This is a genomic window from Candidatus Nitrosarchaeum limnium BG20 (assembly GCF_000241145.1).
In the GTDB taxonomy this organism is placed as follows: domain Archaea; phylum Thermoproteota; class Nitrososphaeria; order Nitrososphaerales; family Nitrosopumilaceae; genus Nitrosarchaeum; species Nitrosarchaeum limnae.
Genome location: NZ_AHJG01000227.1, coordinates 1 through 23,659, shown reverse-complemented (window position 1 = coordinate 23,659; position 23,659 = coordinate 1). Strand labels below are relative to the sequence as shown.

The 23,659-nt window shown below is 35.0% G+C and carries 28 protein-coding genes; 18 read left to right on the top strand and 10 right to left on the bottom strand.

What is annotated here, in order from left to right; translation table 11 throughout:
* The first annotated feature begins 34 nt into the window (after positions 1-34).
* The 13 genes from BG20_RS07950 to BG20_RS07890 all read left to right on the top strand — a co-directional run bounded on the left by BG20_RS07950 (position 35) and on the right by BG20_RS07890 (position 10,845).
* Positions 35-1,219: an argininosuccinate synthase gene (locus tag BG20_RS07950; protein WP_048097165.1), complete on the top strand. Its 1,185-nt coding sequence runs from the start codon at positions 35-37 to the stop codon at positions 1,217-1,219.
* Entirely contained in the window at positions 1,216-1,383 is a 168-nt protein-coding gene (gene lysW/argW / locus BG20_RS07945; RefSeq protein WP_007402146.1) for an alpha-aminoadipate/glutamate carrier protein LysW, read from the top strand. Before BG20_RS07950 ends, lysW/argW (BG20_RS07945) begins: the two co-directional genes overlap by 4 nt.
* Complete coding sequence (gene lysX, locus BG20_RS07940; RefSeq protein ID WP_010193348.1) at positions 1,383-2,240, top strand: lysine biosynthesis protein LysX; 858 nt, start codon at positions 1,383-1,385, stop codon at positions 2,238-2,240. Before lysW/argW (BG20_RS07945) ends, lysX (BG20_RS07940) begins: the two co-directional genes overlap by 1 nt.
* Before the next feature lie 27 nt (positions 2,241-2,267).
* Positions 2,268-3,314: an N-acetyl-gamma-glutamyl-phosphate reductase gene (gene argC, locus BG20_RS07935; RefSeq protein ID WP_007402148.1), complete on the top strand. Its 1,047-nt coding sequence runs from the start codon at positions 2,268-2,270 to the stop codon at positions 3,312-3,314.
* Positions 3,315-3,316: 2 nt separating this feature from the next.
* Positions 3,317-4,120: a [LysW]-aminoadipate/[LysW]-glutamate kinase gene (locus tag BG20_RS07930; RefSeq protein WP_010193344.1), complete on the top strand. Its 804-nt coding sequence runs from the start codon at positions 3,317-3,319 to the stop codon at positions 4,118-4,120.
* Positions 4,113-5,288, top strand: a complete 1,176-nt coding sequence (locus BG20_RS07925) for an aspartate aminotransferase family protein (protein ID WP_010193341.1) — start codon at positions 4,113-4,115, stop codon at positions 5,286-5,288. The genes BG20_RS07930 and BG20_RS07925 overlap by 8 nt, the downstream gene beginning before the upstream one ends.
* Complete coding sequence (gene lysM / locus BG20_RS07920) at positions 5,281-5,700, top strand: HTH-type transcriptional regulator LysM (RefSeq protein ID WP_007402150.1); 420 nt, start codon at positions 5,281-5,283, stop codon at positions 5,698-5,700. The genes BG20_RS07925 and lysM overlap by 8 nt, the downstream gene beginning before the upstream one ends.
* A gap of 116 nt (positions 5,701-5,816) precedes the next feature.
* Positions 5,817-6,983, top strand: coding sequence for a LeuA family protein (locus BG20_RS07915; RefSeq protein WP_010193339.1), 1,167 nt, complete (start codon positions 5,817-5,819; stop codon positions 6,981-6,983).
* A 22-nt stretch (positions 6,984-7,005) separates the two neighbouring features.
* Positions 7,006-7,173, top strand: a complete 168-nt coding sequence (lysW/argW, locus tag BG20_RS07910; protein WP_048097168.1) for an alpha-aminoadipate/glutamate carrier protein LysW — start codon at positions 7,006-7,008, stop codon at positions 7,171-7,173.
* Complete coding sequence (lysX, locus tag BG20_RS07905) at positions 7,170-8,018, top strand: lysine biosynthesis protein LysX (protein ID WP_010193336.1); 849 nt, start codon at positions 7,170-7,172, stop codon at positions 8,016-8,018. The genes lysW/argW (BG20_RS07910) and lysX (BG20_RS07905) overlap by 4 nt, the downstream gene beginning before the upstream one ends.
* Positions 8,019-8,021: 3 nt before the next feature.
* Positions 8,022-9,149 carry a M20/M25/M40 family metallo-hydrolase gene (locus tag BG20_RS07900; RefSeq protein ID WP_010193335.1) on the top strand — a complete coding sequence of 376 codons (1,128 nt, stop codon included), beginning with the start codon at positions 8,022-8,024 and terminating at the stop codon, positions 9,147-9,149.
* Complete coding sequence (dph5, locus tag BG20_RS07895) at positions 9,149-10,186, top strand: diphthine synthase (protein ID WP_010193333.1); 1,038 nt, start codon at positions 9,149-9,151, stop codon at positions 10,184-10,186. The genes BG20_RS07900 and dph5 overlap by 1 nt, the downstream gene beginning before the upstream one ends.
* Positions 10,187-10,230: 44 nt before the next feature.
* On the top strand, positions 10,231-10,845 hold the full coding sequence (locus BG20_RS07890) for an FAD synthase family protein (RefSeq protein ID WP_010193330.1): 615 nt from the start codon (positions 10,231-10,233) through the stop codon (positions 10,843-10,845).
* Between the two features lie 11 nt (positions 10,846-10,856).
* Here BG20_RS07890 and BG20_RS07885 read toward each other — a convergent pair whose 3' ends face one another.
* From BG20_RS07885 to BG20_RS07860, 6 genes are all read right to left on the bottom strand, one after another.
* Complete coding sequence (locus tag BG20_RS07885; RefSeq protein WP_010193329.1) at positions 10,857-11,540, bottom strand: DUF120 domain-containing protein; 684 nt, start codon at positions 11,538-11,540, stop codon at positions 10,857-10,859.
* A gap of 9 nt (positions 11,541-11,549) precedes the next feature.
* Positions 11,550-12,695 carry a DNA primase DnaG gene (dnaG, locus tag BG20_RS07880; protein ID WP_010193327.1) on the bottom strand — a complete coding sequence of 382 codons (1,146 nt, stop codon included), beginning with the start codon at positions 12,693-12,695 and terminating at the stop codon, positions 11,550-11,552.
* A 150-nt stretch (positions 12,696-12,845) separates the two neighbouring features.
* The gene (gene erpA, locus BG20_RS07875) at positions 12,846-13,196 is read right to left on the bottom strand and encodes an iron-sulfur cluster insertion protein ErpA (RefSeq protein ID WP_007402159.1); all 351 of its coding nucleotides are present in this window, start codon (positions 13,194-13,196) and stop codon (positions 12,846-12,848) included.
* 90 nt (positions 13,197-13,286) lie between these two features.
* Positions 13,287-14,048 (bottom strand): enoyl-CoA hydratase/isomerase family protein, encoded by a 762-nt coding sequence (locus BG20_RS07870; RefSeq protein WP_007402160.1) that lies wholly within the window; start codon positions 14,046-14,048, stop codon positions 13,287-13,289.
* A gap of 36 nt (positions 14,049-14,084) precedes the next feature.
* Positions 14,085-16,202 carry a 3-hydroxypropionate--CoA ligase gene (locus BG20_RS07865; RefSeq protein ID WP_010193324.1) on the bottom strand — a complete coding sequence of 706 codons (2,118 nt, stop codon included), beginning with the start codon at positions 16,200-16,202 and terminating at the stop codon, positions 14,085-14,087.
* A 42-nt stretch (positions 16,203-16,244) separates the two neighbouring features.
* Positions 16,245-16,928 carry a type 1 glutamine amidotransferase gene (locus tag BG20_RS07860; RefSeq protein ID WP_010193321.1) on the bottom strand — a complete coding sequence of 228 codons (684 nt, stop codon included), beginning with the start codon at positions 16,926-16,928 and terminating at the stop codon, positions 16,245-16,247.
* 49 nt (positions 16,929-16,977) lie between these two features.
* Here BG20_RS07860 and BG20_RS07855 point away from each other — a divergent pair, with 49 nt between their 5' ends.
* Positions 16,978-17,355 carry a toprim domain-containing protein gene (locus BG20_RS07855; RefSeq protein WP_010193319.1) on the top strand — a complete coding sequence of 126 codons (378 nt, stop codon included), beginning with the start codon at positions 16,978-16,980 and terminating at the stop codon, positions 17,353-17,355.
* Here BG20_RS07855 and BG20_RS07850 read toward each other — a convergent pair.
* Both BG20_RS07850 and BG20_RS07845 read right to left on the bottom strand, forming a co-directional pair.
* Positions 17,352-18,626: a Glu/Leu/Phe/Val family dehydrogenase gene (locus tag BG20_RS07850; RefSeq protein ID WP_010193316.1), complete on the bottom strand. Its 1,275-nt coding sequence runs from the start codon at positions 18,624-18,626 to the stop codon at positions 17,352-17,354. The genes BG20_RS07855 and BG20_RS07850 overlap by 4 nt on opposite strands.
* A gap of 79 nt (positions 18,627-18,705) precedes the next feature.
* Positions 18,706-19,086 (bottom strand): ArsR/SmtB family transcription factor, encoded by a 381-nt coding sequence (locus BG20_RS07845; RefSeq protein ID WP_010193312.1) that lies wholly within the window; start codon positions 19,084-19,086, stop codon positions 18,706-18,708.
* A 123-nt stretch (positions 19,087-19,209) separates the two neighbouring features.
* On the opposite strand from BG20_RS07845, the gene BG20_RS07840 reads away from it, so the two are divergent.
* Genes BG20_RS07840 through BG20_RS07830 form a run of 3 tightly spaced genes read left to right on the top strand, consistent with a single transcriptional unit; the run spans position 19,210 to position 21,807 of the window.
* Entirely contained in the window at positions 19,210-19,935 is a 726-nt protein-coding gene (locus tag BG20_RS07840; RefSeq protein WP_010193309.1) for an archaeal proteasome endopeptidase complex subunit alpha, read from the top strand.
* A gap of 46 nt (positions 19,936-19,981) precedes the next feature.
* Positions 19,982-20,671, top strand: a complete 690-nt coding sequence (locus BG20_RS07835) for a class I SAM-dependent methyltransferase (RefSeq protein ID WP_010193307.1) — start codon at positions 19,982-19,984, stop codon at positions 20,669-20,671.
* Entirely contained in the window at positions 20,668-21,807 is a 1,140-nt protein-coding gene (locus BG20_RS07830) for an MFS transporter (RefSeq protein ID WP_010193306.1), read from the top strand. The genes BG20_RS07835 and BG20_RS07830 overlap by 4 nt, the downstream gene beginning before the upstream one ends.
* A gap of 50 nt (positions 21,808-21,857) precedes the next feature.
* On the opposite strand, the gene BG20_RS07825 is transcribed toward BG20_RS07830, so the two are convergent.
* Complete coding sequence (locus tag BG20_RS07825; protein WP_010193304.1) at positions 21,858-22,172, bottom strand: P-II family nitrogen regulator; 315 nt, start codon at positions 22,170-22,172, stop codon at positions 21,858-21,860.
* 135 nt (positions 22,173-22,307) lie between these two features.
* Between BG20_RS07825 and BG20_RS07820 the strand changes: the two genes are divergently transcribed.
* Positions 22,308-22,649, top strand: coding sequence for a twin-arginine translocase TatA/TatE family subunit (locus BG20_RS07820; RefSeq protein ID WP_010193303.1), 342 nt, complete (start codon positions 22,308-22,310; stop codon positions 22,647-22,649).
* Between the two features lie 3 nt (positions 22,650-22,652).
* Here the strand turns inward: BG20_RS07820 and BG20_RS07815 are convergent, their stop codons facing one another.
* Entirely contained in the window at positions 22,653-23,429 is a 777-nt protein-coding gene (locus BG20_RS07815; RefSeq protein WP_010193301.1) for a DNA-methyltransferase, read from the bottom strand.
* Positions 23,430-23,659: the final 230 nt, after the last annotated feature.

Below are 23,659 nucleotides of genomic sequence, written 5' to 3'. Positions count from 1 at the left end.
ACAACGGAAAAAGATGTTTTATGACTGAAAAGGAATTCTTGCATTTTCTGGTGGATTGGACACATCAGTTGTTGTAAAATACCTCCAAGAAGAATACGACATGGATGTAATCACAGTAACTGTAGACGTAGGTCAAGGCGATGATCAGAGAAAAATCGAGGCCAAAGCAAAAAAACTTGGAGTGAAAAAACACTACAACATTGATGCAAGAAAAGAGTTTGTTGAAAAATTTATTTTTCCTTCAATTAAGGCAAATGCACTATATCAAAAAAAATATTGTTTAGCAACAGCATTAGCAAGACCATTGATTGCTGAAAAAGTTTTAGAAATTGCAAAAAAAGAAAAAGTAACATCGTTAGCTCATGGATGTTCAGGAAAAGGAAATGATCAAGTTAGATTTGATATTACATTGCGTTCAGGTTCTGACTTGCCAATCATTGCACCAATCAGAGATAAGAATTTAGACAGAGTAACAGAATTAGCATTTGCAAAAAAACATGGAATTGAAATTGATTCAGTAGCAAAAAGATTTAGCATTGATCAAAACTTGTGGGGACGTGCAATTGAAGGTGGGGTTTTAGAAGATCCTTACAGTGAACCACCAGACGATGCATTCATTTGGGTAAAAACAAAAAATTTACCAGATAAACCAACATATATTGAAATTAAATTTGAAAAAGGAATTCCAGTTGCAGTAGACGGAAAAATTCTTGAACCCATAAAATTAATTGAATACGTAAATAAAAAAGCAGGAGATGCAGGAGTTGGAATTGTTGATCACATTGAAGACAGAGTTGTTGGAATAAAATCCCGTGAAGTGTATGAAACACCTGGCGCTTTGTGTCTTATTGAAGCTCATTCAGATTTAGAAAAAATGGTCCATACAAAACATGAAAACAAATTCAAATCAATCATTGATGATGAATGGGCATATCTTGCATATTCAGGATTATGGCAAGACCCACTAAAACAAGACCTTGATTCATTCATCGAGACATCACAAAAACCAGTAACAGGAACTGTAAAGATAAAACTCTTCAAAGGAAGCATGAGAGTTGTTGGAAGAAAATCAGATTATTCACTATATAGTCACAAGATCGCTACATATGGATCAGAATCAACTTTTGATCAAAAAATGGCAAAAGGATTTGTAGAATTGTGGGGAATTCAATCAACAGAAGCTAATAAATTACAAAAGAAAAGGTCAACAAAAATATGAAATGTCAAGAATGTGATGCAACTCTTAACATCCCAGACGATGCCTCTGTTGGAGAGATAATCTCTTGTTCTGATTGTGGTGCCGACTTTGAGATCGCAAAAAAAAATGGATCTATTGTTGAGCTAAAACAAGCAGAAACCGTAGGCGAAGACTGGGGAGAGTAATGTCAAAAATCTGTGTTGTATTTGACCGTCTAAGAACGGAAGAAAAGATGCTCGAAAAAGAGGCATCCAATCTAGGTCATCATGTAGTGATGCAGGATGCCAAGATTACTCAAGTCAATACAGACAGTAAAAAAGAAGATTTTGATTTTGGAGACGTTGTTTTAGAGAGATGTGTTAGTTACTTTAGAGGACTGCACTTTACATCTTGTCTAGAATTTATGGATGTTCCAGTGCTCAACAAGTTTCAAGTTGCAAGCATGTGCGGAAACAAAATGTTCATGACTTTAATGCTAAAAAAACATAATGTACCTACGCCAAAAACATATTTTTCATTCACAAGTGAGAGCGCTTCTGAAAACCTTGAAAAAGTTGGATATCCTTTGGTGATAAAACCAGTCATAGGAAGCTGGGGAAGAGGGGTAATGCAACTAAAAGACAAAGATACAGCAGATGCATTATTTGAGATCAGAGACATAACAGATAGCCCCCATGATAGAATATTCTACCTTCAAGAAGTTATCAACAGACCGCCACGAGACATTAGAGTGATTACAATTGATGATGAACCAATTGCTGCAATGTATAGAAAATCATCGGGGGGTTTTAAGACAAACATTGCACTTGGTGCAGATCCAGAGTTATGTGAGATCACAAAAGAGATCGAAGAAATATCAACAAAAGCATCCAAAGCCATGGGTGGTGGAATTTTAGGGATCGACATTATGGAAGACGAAAAACGCGGATTGGTTGTTCATGAAGTTAACAATACTGTAGAGTTTAAGGGACTCTCAAAAGTTTCTAGACGAAATATACCAAAAGAAATGGTAGAATACGCCTTCAGATATGTTAGGAAATAAATTATAGTTCCTTACGTGAGGAGTATGATGAAAGTCGGTGTTGTAGGTGCATCAGGATATGTCGGAGGAGAAACACTTCGTCTTTTAGTGAATCATCCAGATGTAGAGATCGCAATGGTTACATCACGACAGCATGTTGGCGAGTATCTTCATAGAATACAACCAAGTTTGAAAGGATTTACCGATCTTACTTTTTCGGAATTAGATTATGATAAAATGACTGATAAATGTGACCTGGTCTTTACAGCAGTACCACATGGGACTGCAACTGAAATTGTAAAAGCATTGTATGATAGAGGTCTAAAAGTTATTGATTTGAGTGCAGATTATAGATTACATAATGCTGCAGATTATGATAAGTGGTACGGATGGGAACACCCACACCCAGACTACTTGCCAAAATCAGTATTTGGAGTTCCAGAATTACACAGAGAGGCAATCAAAAAAGCACAACTGGTATCTTGTCCTGGATGTATGGCAGTAACATCAACATTAGCACTTGCGCCATTAATTAGAAATGATTTAATCGATATTGATCACATAATTGTAGATTCTAAGATTGGCTCATCAGGGGCAGGTTCTGGTTCAGGAACTGCACATGCAATGAGAGCAGGAGTAATCAGACCATACAAACCAGCAAAACACAGACACACTGGAGAAATAGAACAAGAGCTAAGTGAGATTGCCGGAAAGAAAATTCATGTCTCTATGAGTCCACATGCAGTAGATGTAGTTCGTGGAATTTTATGTACTAATCATACATTTATGAAAAAAGATTTGGATGAAAAAGAAATCTGGAAGATTTATCGTGAAACTTATGGTCAAGAAAGATTCATTCGATTGATTCGAGATAAAAAAGGACTTTACAAATTCCCAGATCCAAAATTTGTAGTTGGTTCAAACTTTTGTGACATTGGTTTTGACATTGATGAAGAAAACCACAGATTGATTGCTATTTCAGCATCAGACAACTTAATGAAAGGTGCAGCAGGTTCTGCCATACAAAACATGAATGTTATGTGTGGTTTTGATGAGATGGATGGTTTGAGATACACTCCATTAACTCCAGTATAGAAATGATCACAATTAAAATCGGTGGGAGTGTAGTAGATAATTTACATCCATCAACTCTTGCAGACATTAAAAAAGTTGCAGAGACAGAAGGATTAATCATAGTTCATGGCGGAGGAAAAGAAGTAACAAAAGTTTGTGAGCAACTTGGCAAAGAACCAAAATTTGTAACATCACCTAGTGGAATTAAAAGTAGATACACAGACAAAGAGACTGCAGAAATTTTTACCATGGTAATATCTGGAAGAATAAACAAATCAATTGTTCAAATGCTTCAGAAAAACGGAATTAATGCAATTGGTCTTACTGGAGTAGATGCTAAAATAATTCAGGCAGAAAGAAAAAAGACATTATTGATAATTAATGAAAAAGGTAGAAAACAAGCAATTGATGGTGGATACACAGGTAAAATCACCAAAGTCAATTCAGATTTGATTAAACTACTACTAAAGCAAGGTTTGACGCCTGTAATTTCCCCTATTGCAATTAGCGAAGAATCAGATTTTCTCAATGTAGACGGAGACAGAGCCGCAGCATATGTTGCAGGAAGTGTAGGTTGTGATAAAGTGTTATTCATAACAAATGTAGATGGACTGCTAATGGATGACAAACTTGTTACAAAACTAACCCTAGCAGAAGCAAAAGAGATTAGACCAAAGATAGGTCCAGGAATGGAAAAGAAAATTCTTGCATCAACTGAAGCGTTAGACATGGGAGTAAAAGAGGCACTAATTGCAAACGGTCAAAGAGAAAATCCTATATCATCGGCCATTTCACACGATAACTGTACGGTGATTAAACATGACTGAAGACGACTTTATGGGAGGCCTGTATCAAAGGTTCCCAGTTACAATTGAAAAAGGAGTAGGAGCACATGTTTGGGATATTGATGGAAAAGAATACATCGATTGCATGGGAGGATATGGTGTTGCAATAGTTGGACATCAAAATAAAAGAGTTGTAAAAGCAATCAAAGATCAAGTAGACAAAATAATTACAGTTCACAGTTCATTGTACAACAAAACAAGAGAAGAGTTTCTCAAAACACTGATTGGACTTGCACCAAAAGGACTTACTCAAGTTCACCTAAACAATAGCGGTGCAGAAGCAATAGAAGCAGCTATAAAATTTGCAAGAAAGTTTACAGGTAAAAAAGGAATGGTTGCAATGAAAGGATCATACCATGGAAAATCATTAGGTGCATTATCATTAACATTTAATCCAAAATATAAAAAAGCATTTGAACCACTAGTTGAAAAAGTTTCATTTGCATCATTTGGAGATATTGAATCTCTTCGTTCAACAATTGATGAAGACACAGCATTTGTAATTTTAGAACCAATTCAAGGGGAAAGTGGAATCAATGTAGCACCGGACGGATTTTTACAAGAAGTAAGAAAGCTTTGTGATGAAAAAGGAATTCTATTAATTTTTGACGAAATACAAGCAGGATTGGGTAGAACGGGACGATTATGGGCATGTGAACATTGGAATACAGCGCCAGACATTTTGTGTCTTGCAAAAGGAATTGCAGGTGGAGTCCCAATGGGTGCAACTTTAGTTAGACCAGACATTCTTGCTTCAATGAGTAAAGGAGAGCATTCATCTACATTTGGAGGAAATCCACTTTCTTGTGCAGCAGGTATTGCTACATTACAGGCACTGACTCAAGACGGCTTGATTGAAAACTCTCAAAAAATGGGAGAGTTCTTCAGAGAAGGTTTAGAGAAATTAAAAGAAAAGCATCCAATAATTAGAGAAATCAGAGGAAAGGGATTGATGATAGGTGTAGAATTGAAGTTTGAGGTAAAAGATATTCTAATGAATCTCATGAAGGAGAGGGTTCTCATGTTATATTCGGGAAGAAATATTCTTAGGATCTTGCCACCACTAGTAATTACTAAAGAAGACGTAACGAAAGTTTTAGAAACCCTAGATAAAGTACTAACTGTAGAGGAGAAAAAAATTAATGTATAAAGATAAAATTGATGAAAAAATAATAAACTTTCTCAAAGAGGATTCTCGAGAATCATTTGTAGATATTGGAAAGAAGCTAAAATTATCAGAATCAGCAGTTAGACGAAGAGTAAAAAATTTGGTAGATAGTGGAACTATCAAAAGATTCACAGTTGAGATTGGAGAGGAGAACACTACAAGTGCAATTGTTTTGATATCCGTTGATTCTGCAACAGATACTGCCAAAGTTTCTGAGAAACTAGTAAAATTAGAAGGAGTAAAAACAGTTTACGAAATCACAGGTCAGTACGACATTACGACAATAATTAGTGCCACAAATATTTCTGAAATCAATAACAGCATTGATGCATTAAGAAAAATCCCAGGTGTGATTGACAGCAATACAGTCATCATACTTCGTAAAGTAGCATAATACGACTTTCGTTAAATAATTTCTATACTTGCCTAAATTAGGATCTATACACTTAATTTTGAGCGAAACTAGTACGAATATGTTTATATTCTCAATTAATGTCAACGTTTTCTGTAATGAAAGATCCGAATTACTATGCAGACATTTACAATGCATACGAGAAAACTCCAAAGAAGATCAAGGTACTAGATAGTACTCTAAGAGAAGGAGAGCAACATCCAGGTGTTTCATTTACAAACAAACAACGAATACAAATTGCATGGATGTTAGATTATTTTGGAGTAGACCAAATTGAAATCTCACCAGTTGTTTCAAGTGATCATAAAGAAGCAACTAAAACAATTATCAAGCAAGGATTAAAGGCAGATATTGTATCTCACGGTAGAGCTCTAAAAGAAGACATTGACATTTCATTGAGTGTTGATGCAAAATGGTGTGCAGCATATCTTGGAATTTCAGACATTCATCTAAAAGATAAACTGAGAATCACCAGAGAAGAAGCATTAGACAGAGCAGTCGAGACAGTAGAGTATGCAAAATCACATGGACTTAAAATTAGATTTACAGTTGAAGATGGTAGTAGAGCAGAACCAGGATTTTTACTTAAAGTGTGTAAGGCAATTGAAGAGGCAGGTGTTGATAGAATTAGTTTGCCAGATACTGTTGGCATCATGCGTCCTATTGGCATGTATAATTTTGTCAAGACTGTAAGAGATGAAATTGATGTTCCACTTGATGCACATGTTCATAATGATATTGGTTTTGCAGTAGCTAATGCATTTTCAGCATGTGATGCAGGTGTAGATCAAATACATACCACAATTGATGGGATTGGTGAAAGAACAGGAATTCCACCTCTTGCAGAGGTTGCAGTAGCATTGACATATCTTTACAAATCTCCAAATGACTTTAGATTGGATATGTTGTTAGACTTGTCAAGACTAATTGAAAACTATACTTCGATTAAACCATATGATTCAAAACCACTAGTCGGTTCTTCTGCATACAAACACAAAGCAGGAACACATCTTGCAGCGATACTGCGAAATCCAGCTGCCTATGAACCAATTCCACCAAGGGCAGTTGGCAATACAAGAAGAATCGTATTTGGAGAACTGGCAGGAAAAACAGGTGCAGCATATTTAATGTCAATTTTGGGTCTTGAAAAAGATGATGAAGGGGCAAAAGCAGTAGCCCTAGGCCTAAAGGAACTAAGAATGGGCGATTTGATTGAGATTCCACTAGCGGACAGACTCGAAAAAAAGATAATTAATGATAAATAAAGAGGGAAAGTGGATAGAAAACATGTCAAAATGTGAAGAATGTGATGCAGAAATTTCCATTCCAAAGGATGCTATGGAAGGAGAAATTGTAACATGTCCGGAATGTGGCGCAAGTTTTGAATTAGCAAAAGGTTCAAACGGTTTCCAATTAAAGCCTGCCCAAACGGTTGGCGAGGATTGGGGGCAGTGAGTCCCGACGTTACAATTCTTTATGATACCATCCGTTGGGAAGAAAAAGCACTATTAGAAGCTGGCAAAAAAAAGAACATCAACATCCAGATGGTTGATTGTAAGAATTTAGCATTGGATTTAGAAATCAAACCAGAAGACTATGGGCCAGTCATACAGAGATGTGTAAGCTATTACAGAAATCTCCATTCTACTGCAGCACTAGAAGGAATGGGTGTAAATGTAATTAATTGTCTTAACACAGGAATTTTTGCAGGAAATAAATTATTTACACATATGTTGTTAAAAAAATTCGGAGTTCCAACACCATATGCCGCAGTTGCATTTTCAAAGGATGCGGCAATTGAGCATTTAGAAACTCATGGATATCCAAAAGTAATCAAACCAACAGTTGGTAGTTGGGGCAGATTAATTTCAAAATTAAACGACAAAGATTCTGCTGAAGGAATTATTGACAGTAGAGAAAGCATGTATCCAATTTATCAAGTTCATTATTTAGAAGAATTTGTTAGCAGACCACCAAGAGACATTAGAGCAATTATGGTAGGAGATAAGATTGTTGCAGCAATTTACAGAACTTCAGGTGATGGTAATTGGAAGACAAACATGGCTCTAGGCGGAACTGCAGAACCATGCAAAGTAACACCAGAGATGGAAGAAATGTGTATTAAGGCAAAAAAAGCAGTTCAGGGAGACATAGTTGGGGTGGATTTGATGGAAAGCAATGACAGAGGACTAGTAGTTCATGAGGTTAACAATACAACTGAATATAAAAATACGGTAAGAGTATGCGGCGTAGACATACCTTCCCTAATGATTGATTACGCAATGAAAAAGAAAAAGTGAGAATTGGAAACAACATTTACTGTCACACCTAGATTTGCCGTAAAGATGCTTGAGAAAGCACTTAGATTGTACACACCATCACTTAATGAAAAAACAATGGCAGAATTTCTTGCAGACAAATGTGACGACTTGGGATTTGAAGATATTCACATAGATGAAGTAGGAAATATTATTGCAAAAAAAGGAACAGGTTCACCAAAAATATTGCTTTGTGGACACATGGATGTAGTTCCAGGTAAAGTCAAAGTAAGAAAAGAAGGAGACTCACTTTATGGAAGAGGTGCATCTGATGCAAAGGCACCATTGATGGCAATGTTATTTGCAGCAGCTTCAGTCCAAAATAATAACGGCACGGTAATTTTTGTCGGCACTGTGGATGAAGAAGGAAATGCTACAGGTGTAAAAAATCTCGTCAAAAATCCCATGGATGTAGATTATGCAGTGTTTGGAGAACCAAGTGGGATTAAACAAGTAACAATTGCATACAAAGGAAGATTGGCAATCAATCTCAAAGTGAGTGTAGATGATAGCGCACATGCAAGTGCACCATGGCTTTCAAAAAACGCTATTGAAGAAACAATGATCTTCTCTAAAGAACTCAAAGAAGGTTTAGAATCAGAACAAGATAAAAAAAGTAAAGGAATGCTTCTAACTGCAACATTAACTGAGATTAATGGAGGTACAAGTCATAACGTAACTCCAAAAGAATGTGTTTCAACTTTTGATATCAGAATTCCTGTAGATACAAATTGTAAATTAGTAGAACAAAAAATATCAGTTCTAGTAAATGAGATAGCCCAGAAAAGAAAAGTTGAGGCATATTATTCAATTATTGATGAGACTGAGCCATTTGAAGCTCCACACAATTCTGCCATAGTAAGGGCATTCACTCTGGGTATAATGGATGTAGAGCACACAAGACCAACACTGATTCGAAAAACAGGTACTGGAGACATGAACGTAATTGGAAACCAGTGGAAGATTCCAGTTGTAACTTATGGCCCAGGGGATCCTCATGAGGCCCATACAATAGATGAAAGAGTGTCAATTGACGAGTATCTAAGAGGAATTGAAATCTTAAAGCGAATGATACATCATTTAAAAAGACTACATGACAAAAACTTGCAGTAATGCTTTGGTTTGTAGGTTTAGGAATTTCGGGTTCAAAATCAATCCCAGTTGAAGCTTTAGAAGTTTTATCAAAAGCAGATATTGTGTATTTTGAACAATTCACAAGCCCTATTGGAAAAGCAGATGTGTTAAAAATCAAAAAAATGACAAATGGTGAACTAAAAGAAGGCAAAAGATGGTTAGTTGAAGACGGAAATGAGATCTTAAAGCACGCAAAAACAAAAAAAGTTGTACTGTTATCATATGGAGATCCATACATTGCTACTACACATATTGAATTAAGAACACGAGCCATTCAAGAAAAAATAAAGACTCACTCGATTCATGCATCATCATCGCTTACATCAATGATTGGAGAGTGCGGTCTTCATTTTTACAAGATTGGTAGAATTGCTACAATAATGAGTGAGATGAAATCACTAACAACCCCATACTATGTTATTTATAAAAACATCATAGAAGGAAACCACACAGTATTATTATTAGAGTATAATCAGGACAAAAAATTTTTCATGGATCCAAAAGATGCATTGACGGGACTAATTGAAACTGAAAAGGGACAAAAAAGAAATGTTATTGATTTATCAACATATGCAATAGTTGCATCAAGAATAGGATTCAAAGATCAATCAATCACGTCAGGAAAGATTTCTAGTCTAAAAAAAATTGATTTTGGAAAACCTCCACATACAATAATAATTCCTGGAAGACTGCACTTTACTGAATCAGACGCATTGAAGATACTTGCAAAATGTCTAGATGAACCACATGACAATTCAGAAAAGACAAAAAAGATTTCAGAACAAATGATGAAAAAATATGTTCCAATGGTAAGAGAAGCGTTAGAAGAAATAATTCCATATTACAAAGATCAAAAAGAATTCAAAGTGATTCTAGATAATGCTGAATTGTATATTCAAGATGCAGAAAAATTTCTTGAAGACGGTCAAGATGAGGTTGCAATTTTGAGTATAGGATATGCCGATGGCTTGGTGGATGCACTTAGATTGGCAAAGGGTCTTGAGCCAAAAATGTAATATTTATCGATGAATTAAAGTGAGAGTAGTTTTAGAAAAGATTATTGGAATTAATAAAAAAATCAATTTTAACTGAACTGTATCTGTCTGGGATTACAGGTAAATCACACATTGATAATCTGACAAAAAAAGGATTTACACAAAAATTAATTGATTTAGAAATAGATGAACTGATAAAAAACAAGTTAGTAAAAGAAGACAGATCTGCACTGACTGAACTTGGAAGGTCTTCTCTTCGTGTGGTTTTAGCAGGCGGAGTATTTGATATAATTCATCCTGGGCACATCTATACACTCAATGCGGCAAAATCATTAGGAGATGTTTTGATAGTAGTAGTAGCTACAGACAATACTGCCCTAAAAATGAAAAAAAGGCAGCCACTTCACAGCAAAGAACAGAGACAAGAGTTGGTTGATTCACTAGTAATGGTGGATCTTTGTCTAATTGGACAAGAAGACGACATATTCAAAACAGTCAATCTAGTAAAACCACAAATTATTGCATTAGGATACGACCAGGTACATCAAGAGAAATTTATCATTGACGGGTGTAAAAAAATTCAACTCGATGCAAAGGTTGCAAGATTACAATCGCCGATTCCAGAAAGCTCCAGCTCTAAAATACAAAAAGAGTATGGGGAATCAATTCATGGAATTTAATTTTAAGGAAATTATGACAGTATAGGAATTGTAATTGTTACTTGAGAACCATTTTTTAGTTTCCCTGACTTTTTAATACAAACATCTGAGATTAATTCAATGATAGAATTATCATGATGTGTTCTTTCTAGAATTATCAATTCACAATTAATTGATTGATTAATTTTTGCATGAAAACATTTTACCCAACCATACGTTCTTTTACCATCTGAGAAACTCTCAATTGTAATTCCATTTAGATTCTCAAATTGTTTAATTGCCTCTTGATGTATTTTTTTATCCAGTCTAACATTAAGTGTTCCAGGAAATGGAATGTAACCAATCTTTGATTTGAATTGCTTTGTGTAGCCTTTGAGGGACATATAGTATGCACCTTCTCCCATTCCTGAAACCAAAGTACCTTTGAGCTCAACTGTAGACGGAGTAGAATCAAGACTTTTTTGAAGAGTCGCAGACAATTTCACCATTTCAGAAAAACCTTTTGGAGTTATTTTCACAGAGATGTTTCTGCCGGTAATTATTCTCTCAATGAATTGATTGTTTTCCAATTCAAGCAGATGTTTAGATGCTGCCTGTTGTGATTTTTTAATATTCTTTCCCAAGGAATCAGTGGTGATGGTTATGAAATTATGCTTTGCACCTTTAGAAAGAAGATAAGTTAGAGTCAGGATGTGCTGAATTTTCAGTTCAGTCATCGATGAGCCCTATACTACGCCTAGGTCACCGAATGTTTTTAGATTTAGTCCTTCAGAGTTTGTTAATTTTGCAACTCTATGTCCAATAACACATTCAATACCTGCATTTTTGGCACCTTCCAAAAGTCTCTGAGTAATAATACCATCCAATAGAAGGTATTTGATTCCAGATTGTGTTGAGAGTTTGCTAACTACTTCGCTAATTGGAACTTTGAAAATTTCTTTTTCGTTTTCATCTAATGCTACAGCTTCAAGAGTTTCATTGAGATTTGGGAAAACTCTAGATGCTATTTCAGCAATTGGTTTATCGTCTGCACTTTTAAGAACAGCCACAGGTTTTCCAGTTTTAATTTCATCAGCGATTGGTCTTAGAATCTCATCAATTCTTTGTGGAGATAATTCTTCTACCTCAACACCAGTATCTGCTCTTAACTCATAATCAATATTGACAACAGATTTTAGTTCTTTGAGGATAAAACCTCCTGCTCTGTCACCGTCAATGAATGCAACTATAGTATTTTTTGATGCGCATAATTCTTTGATGGATTCATCAATTTTTGCACCTTCAATTGCAATTGCATTATCATATCCAGCTCTGAGAAGATTAATTACATCTGCTCTACCTTCAACTAAAATTATCCAAGGTGAATCAAATACTCCAGAACTACATGTCAGTTTAGATGGACCATATGTTGATAGTCTTTTAGAATCTCCTTCATGAACATCTTTTAGCATACTTTCACCTTCACTAACAGTTTTGGTAGCCCATCGCTGTTTGATTTCTTTAGCACGTCTTACAATGTCATCTTTTTTAGCTGCTCTCACATCATCGATTGCTTCTAATTTGAAGACACAATCAAATGGACCAACTTTATCAATACTTTCAATTCCAGCTGCAATTAATGCACATGTATCAATATCAGTACTCATTGGAATTAATGCATCACCGTTTGTTGTATTTGAAGTAGATTTTGTATTTACTTCAATACGACCAACTTTAGAGACTCGTTGTAGTTCGTTCAGATTCATCTCTGGGCCTAACAATCCTTCGGTCTGACCGAAGATAGCCCCGATTATATCTGCTCGTTCGACAAGTCCGTCAACTTCAAAGGAAAGTTTAACATGATATTTGACAATTCCTGATTTATTGGACATACTTTCTTCATCTCCTTAATTATCATAATTTGGGTTTTTATTCTCGATATATGAGGGTATCGAAAGGATTTTCAATAAAATAAAAAATTTCAAAAAGTGGAATTAGATACAGTTTACACTAAAGAACATAAAAATGAAAAATGATGTTGTTTATTCAGTGCTAAATGAATGACCACATGAACAGGATTTTGTAACATTTGGATTGTTGATTTTGAATCCAGAACCCATTAGGCTTTCAATATAGTCGACGTTTGCACCTTTTAGATGATCAACACTGTAACTATCAACTAATAGTTTGATACCAGTTTCTTCCATGACCAAGTCATCTTCTTCTGGTGCTTTCTCAAAGCCCATTCCATAAGATAATCCAGAGCAACCGCCACCTTGGACATAAACTCTAAGGTATTGAGGATTGTCTGCTTCTTCTTTCATGAACTCTTTGATTTTTTCAGCTGCTTTTGGTGAAACAGTGATCATTTTCTGTGTTTGTTCAGATGCCATATTAACACAAATGCTGTTTTAAATTATAATAAGCTTTTCATACCGAACCTACTAGTAATTCAAGAAAATAAGAAAGAAGTTAGGGATAGCTTACTTTTTTGATTTATTTACAAAAGCTGTCATGCGTTCTTCTCTGTCTGAATGAGTAAAACAGTTTCTCCAGGCAAGTAGCTCAACTGCGAGTCCAGTGTCAAGATCTGCGTTTCTTCCTTTGTTAATTGCAACTTTTGACATTTGAACACCCATTGTGGAGTTTGCGGCAATTTGTTTTGCCATCTTCAAGGCTTCTTCTTGTAATGATGCAAGTGGAACTACTTGATTTACTAATCCAATTTCCTTTGCTTCATCTGCTTTGATCATCTTGCCAGTATAGACAAGTTCTTTTGCTTTTGCTATTCCTACAATTCTCATCAATCTTTGTGTTCCACCCCAACCTGGAGGAATTCCAATTGTGACTTCTGGTTGTCCAAGTTTTGCAGTATCAGCTGCGATTCGAATATCACAAGACATTGCAAGTTCGCAACCACCTCCAAGTGCAAAACCATTAACGGCTGCAATTGTAGGCTGTCTTACAAGTTCAACTGTAGAAGTTACGAGTTGGCCTGTTTTTGCATATGCTACGGATTCATCCGGAGAAATTTTTGACATGTATTCGATATCTGCACCTGCAGAAAATGCTTTTTCTCCTTCACCAGTTAAGATGATCACTTTAACATTATCATCTTTGTCTAGGGTTTCAAAAGTTTTGATGAGTTCTTTTGCAACATCAATATTCATGGCATTAAGTTTGTCAGGTCTGTTTATTTTGACAGTACAAATGCCGTCAGAAGTAGATGTAGTAACTAAAGACATAATATTTTTTCTAGTTGTGCCAGTCTTAAATGTTATCTATTTTCCGAGCACTTTGCCCCATTGAGATAATGCAGATGCAGCTGCAACCCAAGTTCTAAGGTCACTGTATACTGGAACATTATTTGCCTCAATCAATTTTCTCATTTTTTCAGTATATGGGCCACCATTACCGCCAGCTAAAATTGGTTTTATCTTTTTATTTGATAATTCAGCTAGATATCCAACTATTGTTTCTTCTAGCGGATCATCTTGGAAAACAAACCATGGCATAGCAATGTCAATATTCTTATCGTCAAGAAATTGTTGAATGACAAATCTATAATCATCTGCATTTGCACCACCACCTACATCTGCTGGATTACCATTATGAATTGGAACAGTTGGTGGGAAATGTTCCTTAATTTTTTTGACATGTTCTGGAGCTAACTTTCCAATAGTTAGACCTAATCTCTCTAATTGATCAATTCCGCCAATCATTGGACCTGCACCATTACTAGTCATTGCAACACGATTTCCTTTTGCCGGAGGCTGCCATGCTAGTGCCTTTAGGACTCCGACTAGTTCTTGATAACTGTCAACTGAAATAATTCCTGCTTGTTTGAATGCTCCCATGATAATTGCATTTGAACCACCAAGAGAGCCTGTATGTGATGCAGCTTGTTTTGCACCTGCTGCAGTTCTTCCACTCTTCCAAATTACGATTGGTTTCTTTTGCTCTTTCATTACACGTTTGGCAGTATTGATGAATTTTCTACCATCACCAAATCCTTCAACGTATAATCCAATTACTTTAGTTTGAGGATCATTTGCAGCATACCATATCATATCTGCTTCATCCACATCAGAACGATTACCAAAACTGATCATTTTAGATAAGCCAAACACATCAGCACTTTCTAACATACTAATTCCCATGGTTCCACTTTGTGAGAAAAATGCAACGTTTCCTAATTTTGAACGCACCATTCTTTCTTGTCCCTGGAATGCACAATCAAGACGATTTGCAGCATTAAACATTCCAATACAGTTAGGACCAACTACACGAATTTTGTGTTTTAGAGATAATTCTTTTACTTTAGCTTCCATTGTAGCTCTATCACCACCAAGTTCTTTTCCTCCACCTGAAACAATTACAACATTGTGAATTCCTTTCTTTGCACATGTTTCCATAATAGGCCCACATTCTGCAAGATCAATGCAAACAACAACCAAGTCAACCTTTTCGTTAATTGCATCTAATGTTGGATAACATTTGATTCCGAGAATTGATTCTTGTTTAGGATTAATTGGAAATACTTTACCCTTGTAATCTTGTTTTCCAAGTGCAATCAATACAGAATTGCCAATCTTTCCAGGTGTTGAGGATGCACCTACCAGTGCAACAGATTCTGGAGTAAAGAATGTCTCCATTGATTCAATGTTTGGTTTAGCTTTTGAGATTGAATCTTTTCTAATTTCTTTATTGAGAATAATTTTTGCGTCAACTACAAAGTGTGATTTAGGATAAACAACAACGGGGTTAAAGTCAATGCTGTTTATGTAATCTGCATTTTCTACGCCTAGTTTTCCAATTTGTACAAGCATTTGTGCAACCATGTTTGTATCAATTGGGTCACTTCCTCTGAATCCTTTTAGTAGTGCTGAGCCTTTTAATTCATTGAGCATAGATTTTGCATCTGAAGTTGAAATAGGCAGCATTCTGAATGCAACATCTTTCATTACTTCAGTCATTATTCCGCCCAGACCAACCATAATCACTGGACCGAATTGAGGATCATTTTGAATACCGACAATAAGTTCTACGCCTTTTGGAACCATCTTTTCTAGAAGAATTCCTTTTACTTCAACACCTTTCTTTTTAGATAATCTACCATACATGTCTTTGAATGTCTTTTTGACATCATTGACATTATCTAGTCCAACTTTAACACCACCAACATCAGTTTTGTGTAAAATTTGTGGTGAAACAACTTTCATTACAAGTGGAAAACCAATCTTTTTTGCTTGTTTGGCTGCTTCTTCAGCAGAAGTAACTAGTGCAAAGGGTGGAACTTTAACGCCATATGTTTTGAGAATAGTTTTTGAGAGTTCTTCTGTGATAACTTTATGATCGGTTTGAATTGTTTCCTCAAAGATTTTCTTCACAGCACTCATTGTTAGATCGATGAATTAAAAACTCTGTATATTAAACTTTGGTCAAAGATGAAATGATGATTTGAAATTATTGTAAAAATTATTCATATTGTTTTTAACAATTGAAATATTTTCATCTATATCAGAACGAATTTTTTTTGGATCAATGTATGGGATTTGATGAAGTTTTTCCTCAGTCTTATCAAGCCATAGATTAATCATTTCTTCATTGACTTCCATGTGAAATTGCAATCCAACTGCACTACCAATTTGAAATGCTTGATTTTGATAATTTTCTGAATGTGCTAATCGAGTTGCTTTTTCTGGCAAATCAAAAGTATCTCCATGCCAATGAAAAACAGTGAAAGGGTTTGTAAATCCAGAGAACAGTTTGGAGTTATTATCAGTGACAAGATCATGGTAAAATCCAATTTCCTTTTTTGGTCCTGGGTACACCTTTGCACCAAATGTTTTTGCAATCAATTGTGAGCCTAAACAGATTCCAAGTAATGGAATATTATCCTCCACTGTTTTTTTGATTAGTTTTTGCTCCTCTTGTAAATAGGGGAAATCATCATTTGCGCTTTCAGGGGCGCCTAAAATTACTATTAGTGAATATTTTTTTTCTGGAATATTTTCATGTTTTGCATGAACTGAAGTGATATCAAATCCATCGTTGTTTAAGAGTTCACCCAGATATCCTGAACCTTCTATTCGTGTATTGTGAACAACTAAAACTTCAGACATTGTAGATATTTAGCAAAAGCGATTAATATGTTAAAGCAGACATAACGTTGTGCTTGTTACAGAACAAGAGATTCAAGAGATAAAAAAATTTGTACTTCAGTTAAATTCGATGAAAGACAGCATAGTTGCAGTAGAAGGAAAAAGAGACGCATCTGCATTGAAAAGACTTGGGTTCTCAGGGGAGGTAATTGAATTTCATAGATTTGGCGGAATTGTAAATTTTGCAGATTATGTTTCAAGATATGAAAAAATAATCATTCTTTTTGACAGAGATAGAAAAGGAAGATATCTTACAGGAAAGACAATTCAACTTTTACAGCGTAGAACAAAGATTGATCTTTCATTTAAAAGAAAACTCACATCAATAACAAATGGAAAGATAAGATTTACAGAGCAATTGATTTGTTATGAATCGTACTTGGTCTAAGGCCAAATGCCTTTTTGGTTAAAGGCTTCTACAACTCTACTTACTGCCAAAGCCATAGTAGCTCGCCTCATGTCAATTTTGTGTTTATTTGCCATTGCATAAGCATCTTTGAAACCTTTTGTAATGTTGCCTTCCATCTTGTTTGCAACTTCATCAAAAGTCCAATAGTAACCCATGTTATTTTGTACCCATTCTAAATATGAAATGCATACACCACCAGAGTTTGCCAAAATGTCTGGAATAACTAAAATTTTCTTTTTGAAAATTATAGGATCTGCTTCAGGTAATGTTGGACCGTTTGCAGCTTCTGCAATAATTTTACATTTAAGATTCTGTGCAATCTTTGCATTAATTTGATTCTCTAATGCACCAGGAACTAAGATATCACATTTTGTTGTAAGTAATTCCTCAGTGGATATTTTCTTACTTCCAGGAAATCCAACAACAGAACCTGTCTTTGTTTTAAATTCTAATAATTTACTAACTTTAGCTCCATTTGGAATTGAGATTGAACCTTTAGAATCACTTACAGCAATTACTTTGGAGCCCATTTTTTCTAAATATTCACCTGCAAAAGTTGAGGCGTTTCCAAATCCTTGCAAAACAACTTTGGCACCTTTTAGATTAAGCTTTATAGCTTTTGCAGCTTCTCTTACACAATATGCTACACCCAAACCAGTTGCAACATTTCTTGCTAGAGAACCACCCATTGAAAGTGGTTTACCAGTAATTACACCAGGTGTAGAAATATTTCCATGAAGTTTGTTATAGGTATCCATGATTTGAGTCATTTCTCTACCTGTAGTGTAAACATCTGGTGCTGGAATATCTTTACCAGGTCCAATTATTTCAGAAATTTTAAATGCAAATCCTCGAGTTAATCTTTCTAATTCAGCATCACTTAGTTTATCGGTTTTTGGATTTACAAAGATTCCACCTTTGCCACCACCAAGTGGAATATCAACAATTGCACATTTCCAAGTCATCCAAGAAGATAATGCCATAACTTCACGTTCCATGTATTCAACTCCACCCTCAGGATTAAAGTAACGTATTCCACCTTTGTATGGACCTCTATCATTATTATGTTGACTTCTAAAACCTGTGAAAATTCTAATTTGTCCATTATCCATTTTTACGGGAATTTTAACTCTCAAAACTTTGTTTGGAATTGCTAAATATTCACGAAGTCCTCTGTCCTTTATTCCAAGAACATCACATGCATCATTTACTTGTTGAGTTGCATTTGCAAATGGATCTAGCTTTACCAAGATGACGGTTTTGGAATGGTATATTATATTAAGTTTATTTCAAGAAAATCAGATCGCGAAATAGTCAATGACTTTATCATTAAAGATAGACCTTTTTTTGGTTCATTTTTCTATCAAGTTTATCAATTGCCATATCAAGTGCGCCAATATTTACTTCTAAAAATGTAGATAGATAAAATACTGCACCGTATCTTTCGCCGATTTTTAGAACCATGTTATTTTTCTCTAAAACTTTCATGTGATGTTGAACAGCTTTGTAATCTAATTCAAGTTCTTGGGCCAATTGATGTGTATTATATGATCTTTCAAGCAAAAGCATAATTATTCTGAGTCTTGTAAAACCCCCTCTTGTACTAGTAAATAAATAAAATAATAATTTACTAGTTTGTTTGTCAGGCTTTCTTTGTTCTGCTCTTGATCTTATAATTTCCTTAAAGGCCATAAGTTGTGCTTGAGTCATTTTTTTCTTAAGGAATATAGGTGAAAATTACTTAAAACACTATTTCCAGATCTAGTCCATATCTATTACAGATTAACGAATGATAATTACCCTTAAATTGACTGAGAAAGAACTCGTCAACATATGATGGCGTCTCGTGGGTATGATATGACCCCTACAATGTATTCTCCTGATGGTAGAATTTACCAAGTAGAGTATGCTATTGAGACGGTAAAACGAGGCACATTAGCAATAGGAATACGAAGTAAAGAGGGAGTCATTATGGCAGTAGAAGAAAAACCACGTGCACTACAGACTTCAAATGTAACTCAAAAAATATTTCAAGTCGATTACCATATAGGCGTGGCAGCTGCAGGTTACATTCCAGATGCTCGTGTTCAAGTGGATAATGCCAGATTCTTTTCGCAGGGAAATAAAATGACCTACGATGAAGCAGTTGAAGTTGCAACTGTTGCAAAGCACTTGGCTGATCAATCTCATCAATTTACACAATATTCTGGAGTACGTCCTAATGGAGTTGCCCTGATAATTGCAGGAGTTGATCAAAAAGGAGAGTCAATTTACGTTACAGATCCAAGTGGTACTTATGTTCAATATGCAGCAATTGCAATAGGGGCAGGTTCTGATGATGTCAATGCATTTTTGGAAAAACATTACAATTCTGAAATGAGTTTAAGCGATGCAGCATCACTTGCCATTGCAGCAATCAATCTCAAAGTAGAACAAAAAGAAGGAGTCAACCATATCAAAATGGCCAAAGTTACATCAGAGAAAAAAATATTTGAAAAAATACCAGAATCAGATTTAGTGAATTATTCTAAAAACGCAACTAAATTTACAGCATCCTAAGTTTAGATTTGAAAGGTATTCAAGCTAGTCAATTAAGACGATAGTTATGGGTTTAGGAAGTTATTGGGGAGAGGTCATTGAAGTACTTCGTGAAATCATACCAGTTTATGACAAAGTAAATTCATACATATCGCTAGGCAAAGATGTAGAACATAGAAACAGAGGAATAGCAGGTAGAGTATTTCCAGGAAATAAAATTCTTGATGCAGGTTCTGGTTTTGGAAACATGTCTAAAACAGCTTTGAAATTATGTGACGGAAAAATTTCAATTACACTATACGATCCTTTGGTACCAATGTTAAAGAATACTGGCACTCATTTTGAAAAGACTCCAGATTTGATAAACGGTGTTTTTGAACATATTCCATTTAAGAATGAAGAGTTTGATGCAGTCTTGTGCGGATATTCTCTTAGGGATGCTATTAATTTGAGAATTGCAATCTCAGAAATTCACAGAGTACTAAAAGACAAAGGCAGATTTGTTATTGTGGATTTAGGAAAACCAGATGAAGCAGTAATTAGATTTGGAGTTTCATTTTATCTCAGATTTATTCTTCCCATTTTAGCATTAATTGCAGGAGGAAGATTAGGTTTGAAGTTTGGCACTCTGTATGGAACTTACAAAAGATGGCCACAAAACAAAAAATTAGAAAAACTGCTACTAGAGAAATTTTCCAAAGTAGAATTTGAGAAAGATCTTATGGGCGGGGCAATAATGATTGCCGCATACAAATGAATAGAATTCTTGTACTTGTAAACATCACTGGTTTAATCATCGGAGTGTCATACGGGCTTCACGGTCCAATACTACCAATATTTGCAAAAAACATTATCGGAGCAACGTATTCTGATCTTGGTTTTATCGGACTGGCAAATTTTATTCCTTACATGTTTATCCCAGTTTTTGTAGGGATACTACTTGACAAATTCAACAACGGGTATCTTTTAGCAATAGGCACGGCAATTAATTCAGCATCAATCTATCTTCTTTCAATAGCACAATCTGTTCCAGAGATTATGGGATTTAGAATTATGACAGGTATTGCTCATGCATTTTTCTGGCCACCATGTCAAGCCATCATATCCAATCAAAGCAATGAGCAAACCAGAGTCAGAAACATCTCTTGGTTTACAATGTTTTTTGTGATGGGATTTATGGTAGGTCCACTATTAGGAACAGTATTTCTTGAGGGTCTGGATATTACGTATAGAATTCTATTTCAGATCACTGCCTTTATTTTGGCCAGTTCGATAATTTGTGCCCTTTTGATCTCTAGAAGAAGTATCACAAACCACAATGAGAGGTTTTCGTTTTCTTCAATTAAAGAGATGAAAAAATTTCCAGAGGTAATAATTTTATTAATTTTTTGTACATCGTCTTTTGGAATAATTCTATCAATCTATCCAGCTTTCTTAAATGATAATGGAATGTCAGATGTGGATATTTTGTTATTGTATTTTACTTTTGGAATTTCAAGAGTAATCTCGCTGGCTTTAGCTGGTAAATTTTCAAGAAGAACTAGTCAAACGTTAATTGCTGCAACAATAGCCATTTCATTTGGACTGATAATTTCAGCTACTTCAGATTCTTTTATCATGTTTGCAATAGCACTGATATCAATGGGATTTGGATTTAGTATCTTTTTCCCTTTGACACTTGAGATAATTTTGAGCAGAACAAGTAAAGGAATATCAGGAAAAATTATTGGTGCCTATGAAACAGTATTTGGGATTGGTTGGGTCATAGGCCCAACAATAGGCGGACCGATAGCACAATCATTTGGTCATCAATCACCATACATGGTATTTTTTATGATAGGAATTGTAATTACACTTTTAGCCATAAAATATAGAAAAAAAATTAGAACCTAACAGCATACAAAACTATTAGTTGTTATTTACAATAGGAAAAAATAAGAAAATTAAATTGATGTAGTTCCACGTTTTTTTGTGCAAATATCAAGTGCATCTTCTACTGAAGTGACAAAGACCTTACCATCACCTTTTGTTCCAGTACATGCAACTTTTGCGATTGTATTTAACACCTCATCTAACTTTGGATCTTCAACTACGCAGATTATCATTTCTTTTGAGAAATATTGTCCAACTAAAGGTGGATCTGCAGAACCTTGGCCTTGTACATGAAATAGAGTTATTCCTCCAACACCTACCTTTTTGATTGCACTGACAGTTTTGTCTTTGAGTTCTGGCCTAACAATTACTTCAATTTTTTTCATAAATATCATCAGAATTGATGTTTTTTAAAACAGTAGGGATATTCTCGGATTTGATTTTCAGAACTAGAATTGTGAAAAAACATCAGATAAGAACTAAAACATTACATTTAATTTCAAATAATCCGATTTTACTCTATGTTTGATTATTCGTTGGACATATTAGGAAACGAATGGATAATCATAATTTTTGTTGCGTTAGTATTGATTTTAGGAACCAATCAACTGCCCAGTGCTGCAAGAAAATTAGGAAAAATAGCATATGAATTCAATAGAGCAAGAACTGAAGTTCAGAGTCAAATGAAAAATATCTCAGAGACTACGCCAAATATTTCAGCACCAGTAGAAAATGAAAGACAAAAGCTAGAAACCATGGTTAAAACATTTGGAATAAACGTTGAAGGAAAATCTGATGATGATCTTCGAAAAATAATTGCAAAGAGAATGGGTCAAAATACGGACAATTCAAACAAGGCATAGAAATTATTCAGATTTTTTTATACGATAGAGATTTTTATCTAGTCTTTTTTTTGCAAATTTGTAATACTCAGGCACAATTTCAAATCCCAAGTGTCTTCTATTCATGTACTTGCTTACAACAGCAACCTGACCAGAACCTAAGAAAGGATCCAAAACAATATCTTTTTTTTCACTGGAGTAGTGTAACAATTTTTCAATTAATTCAGCAGGAAGCTTTGTTGGAGTCTTTTCATCACCAGTCCAATACTCACGTTTAATCTCCCAAACATCCTCTTTGTCTTTATAATGAAGACTACGGCCTTTGTCTGATTTAGAGTTTTTTTCAAATCTAGAGAATGGGAAAAATTTTCTCTGCTTATCATCTTTACAAACATAAAGACAATGATAGTGAGATGTGACAAATTTCTTTTTTGTTACAACACCAAACTGGTATTTCCAGATAATGTGATTCACTGTAATAAATCCAACATCATCTAATGCCCTAAGAATATCTTTGAGATTATTCCAACCTGAAAAAACATACATGCTTCCAGAATCTTTTAGAATGCGAAATGCTTCTTTCATCCAATGATATGAAAAATCATAGTAATCTACAGCTTTGATTTCATTATACCCTTGCATGACCCTAGAAGAAATTCTGTTATAATTTGCCTTGGTAGCCTTAAAATTAATTGCAAATGGCGGATCGGTGATAATCAAATCGATTTTATTTTTAGGAATTAACTTCATACCCTCAATACAATTCATATTGTAAATTTTGTTAATTTCGATTTTTTTCATTTTTAAAAACAAGTAATTTGTGTAATTAATTTGTGTTAGTATTGTTTTGTGTCACAAATAGAGTCTTTTTTCCAGTTTTTGATATGTCTCACCTTTTGGTGGAATGATGGCACGACGTCAGCTAAAACTGTACGGCAGAAAGGCAACTACAGAAGACATTCTACTAGAAATCAATAATCTCCTTTACGCCAAAGGACACAGGCCGTCGCCTCTCAAACCAATAGAGATTG

What these genes read in the sequence shown, in the direction of transcription:
- BG20_RS07845 (WP_010193312.1), bottom strand. Translation starts at nt 19,086, where the DNA reads ATGACTCAAGCACAACTTATGGCCTTTAAGGAAATTATAAGATCAAGA.
- BG20_RS07820 (WP_010193303.1), top strand. Translation starts at nt 22,308, where the DNA reads ATGTTTGATTATTCGTTGGACATATTAGGAAACGAATGGATAATCATA.
- dph5 (WP_010193333.1), top strand. Translation starts at nt 9,149, where the DNA reads ATGCTTTGGTTTGTAGGTTTAGGAATTTCGGGTTCAAAATCAATCCCA.
- BG20_RS07835 (WP_010193307.1), top strand. Translation starts at nt 19,982, where the DNA reads ATGGGTTTAGGAAGTTATTGGGGAGAGGTCATTGAAGTACTTCGTGAA.
- BG20_RS07870 (WP_007402160.1), bottom strand. Translation starts at nt 14,048, where the DNA reads ATGTCTTTAGTTACTACATCTACTTCTGACGGCATTTGTACTGTCAAA.
- erpA (WP_007402159.1), bottom strand. Translation starts at nt 13,196, where the DNA reads ATGGCATCTGAACAAACACAGAAAATGATCACTGTTTCACCAAAAGCA.
- dnaG (WP_010193327.1), bottom strand. Translation starts at nt 12,695, where the DNA reads ATGTCCAATAAATCAGGAATTGTCAAATATCATGTTAAACTTTCCTTT.
- BG20_RS07885 (WP_010193329.1), bottom strand. Translation starts at nt 11,540, where the DNA reads ATGACTGAACTGAAAATTCAGCACATCCTGACTCTAACTTATCTTCTT.
- lysM (WP_007402150.1), top strand. Translation starts at nt 5,281, where the DNA reads ATGTATAAAGATAAAATTGATGAAAAAATAATAAACTTTCTCAAAGAG.
- BG20_RS07925 (WP_010193341.1), top strand. Translation starts at nt 4,113, where the DNA reads ATGACTGAAGACGACTTTATGGGAGGCCTGTATCAAAGGTTCCCAGTT.
- lysX (WP_010193348.1), top strand. Translation starts at nt 1,383, where the DNA reads ATGTCAAAAATCTGTGTTGTATTTGACCGTCTAAGAACGGAAGAAAAG.
- BG20_RS07930 (WP_010193344.1), top strand. Translation starts at nt 3,317, where the DNA reads ATGATCACAATTAAAATCGGTGGGAGTGTAGTAGATAATTTACATCCA.
- lysW/argW (WP_007402146.1), top strand. Translation starts at nt 1,216, where the DNA reads ATGAAATGTCAAGAATGTGATGCAACTCTTAACATCCCAGACGATGCC.
- argC (WP_007402148.1), top strand. Translation starts at nt 2,268, where the DNA reads ATGAAAGTCGGTGTTGTAGGTGCATCAGGATATGTCGGAGGAGAAACA.
- BG20_RS07825 (WP_010193304.1), bottom strand. Translation starts at nt 22,172, where the DNA reads ATGAAAAAAATTGAAGTAATTGTTAGGCCAGAACTCAAAGACAAAACT.
- BG20_RS07815 (WP_010193301.1), bottom strand. Translation starts at nt 23,429, where the DNA reads ATGAAAAAAATCGAAATTAACAAAATTTACAATATGAATTGTATTGAG.
- BG20_RS07865 (WP_010193324.1), bottom strand. Translation starts at nt 16,202, where the DNA reads ATGAGTGCTGTGAAGAAAATCTTTGAGGAAACAATTCAAACCGATCAT.
- BG20_RS07915 (WP_010193339.1), top strand. Translation starts at nt 5,817, where the DNA reads ATGAAAGATCCGAATTACTATGCAGACATTTACAATGCATACGAGAAA.
- BG20_RS07830 (WP_010193306.1), top strand. Translation starts at nt 20,668, where the DNA reads ATGAATAGAATTCTTGTACTTGTAAACATCACTGGTTTAATCATCGGA.
- lysW/argW (WP_048097168.1), top strand. Translation starts at nt 7,006, where the DNA reads ATGTCAAAATGTGAAGAATGTGATGCAGAAATTTCCATTCCAAAGGAT.
- BG20_RS07860 (WP_010193321.1), bottom strand. Translation starts at nt 16,928, where the DNA reads ATGTCTGAAGTTTTAGTTGTTCACAATACACGAATAGAAGGTTCAGGA.
- BG20_RS07840 (WP_010193309.1), top strand. Translation starts at nt 19,210, where the DNA reads ATGATGGCGTCTCGTGGGTATGATATGACCCCTACAATGTATTCTCCT.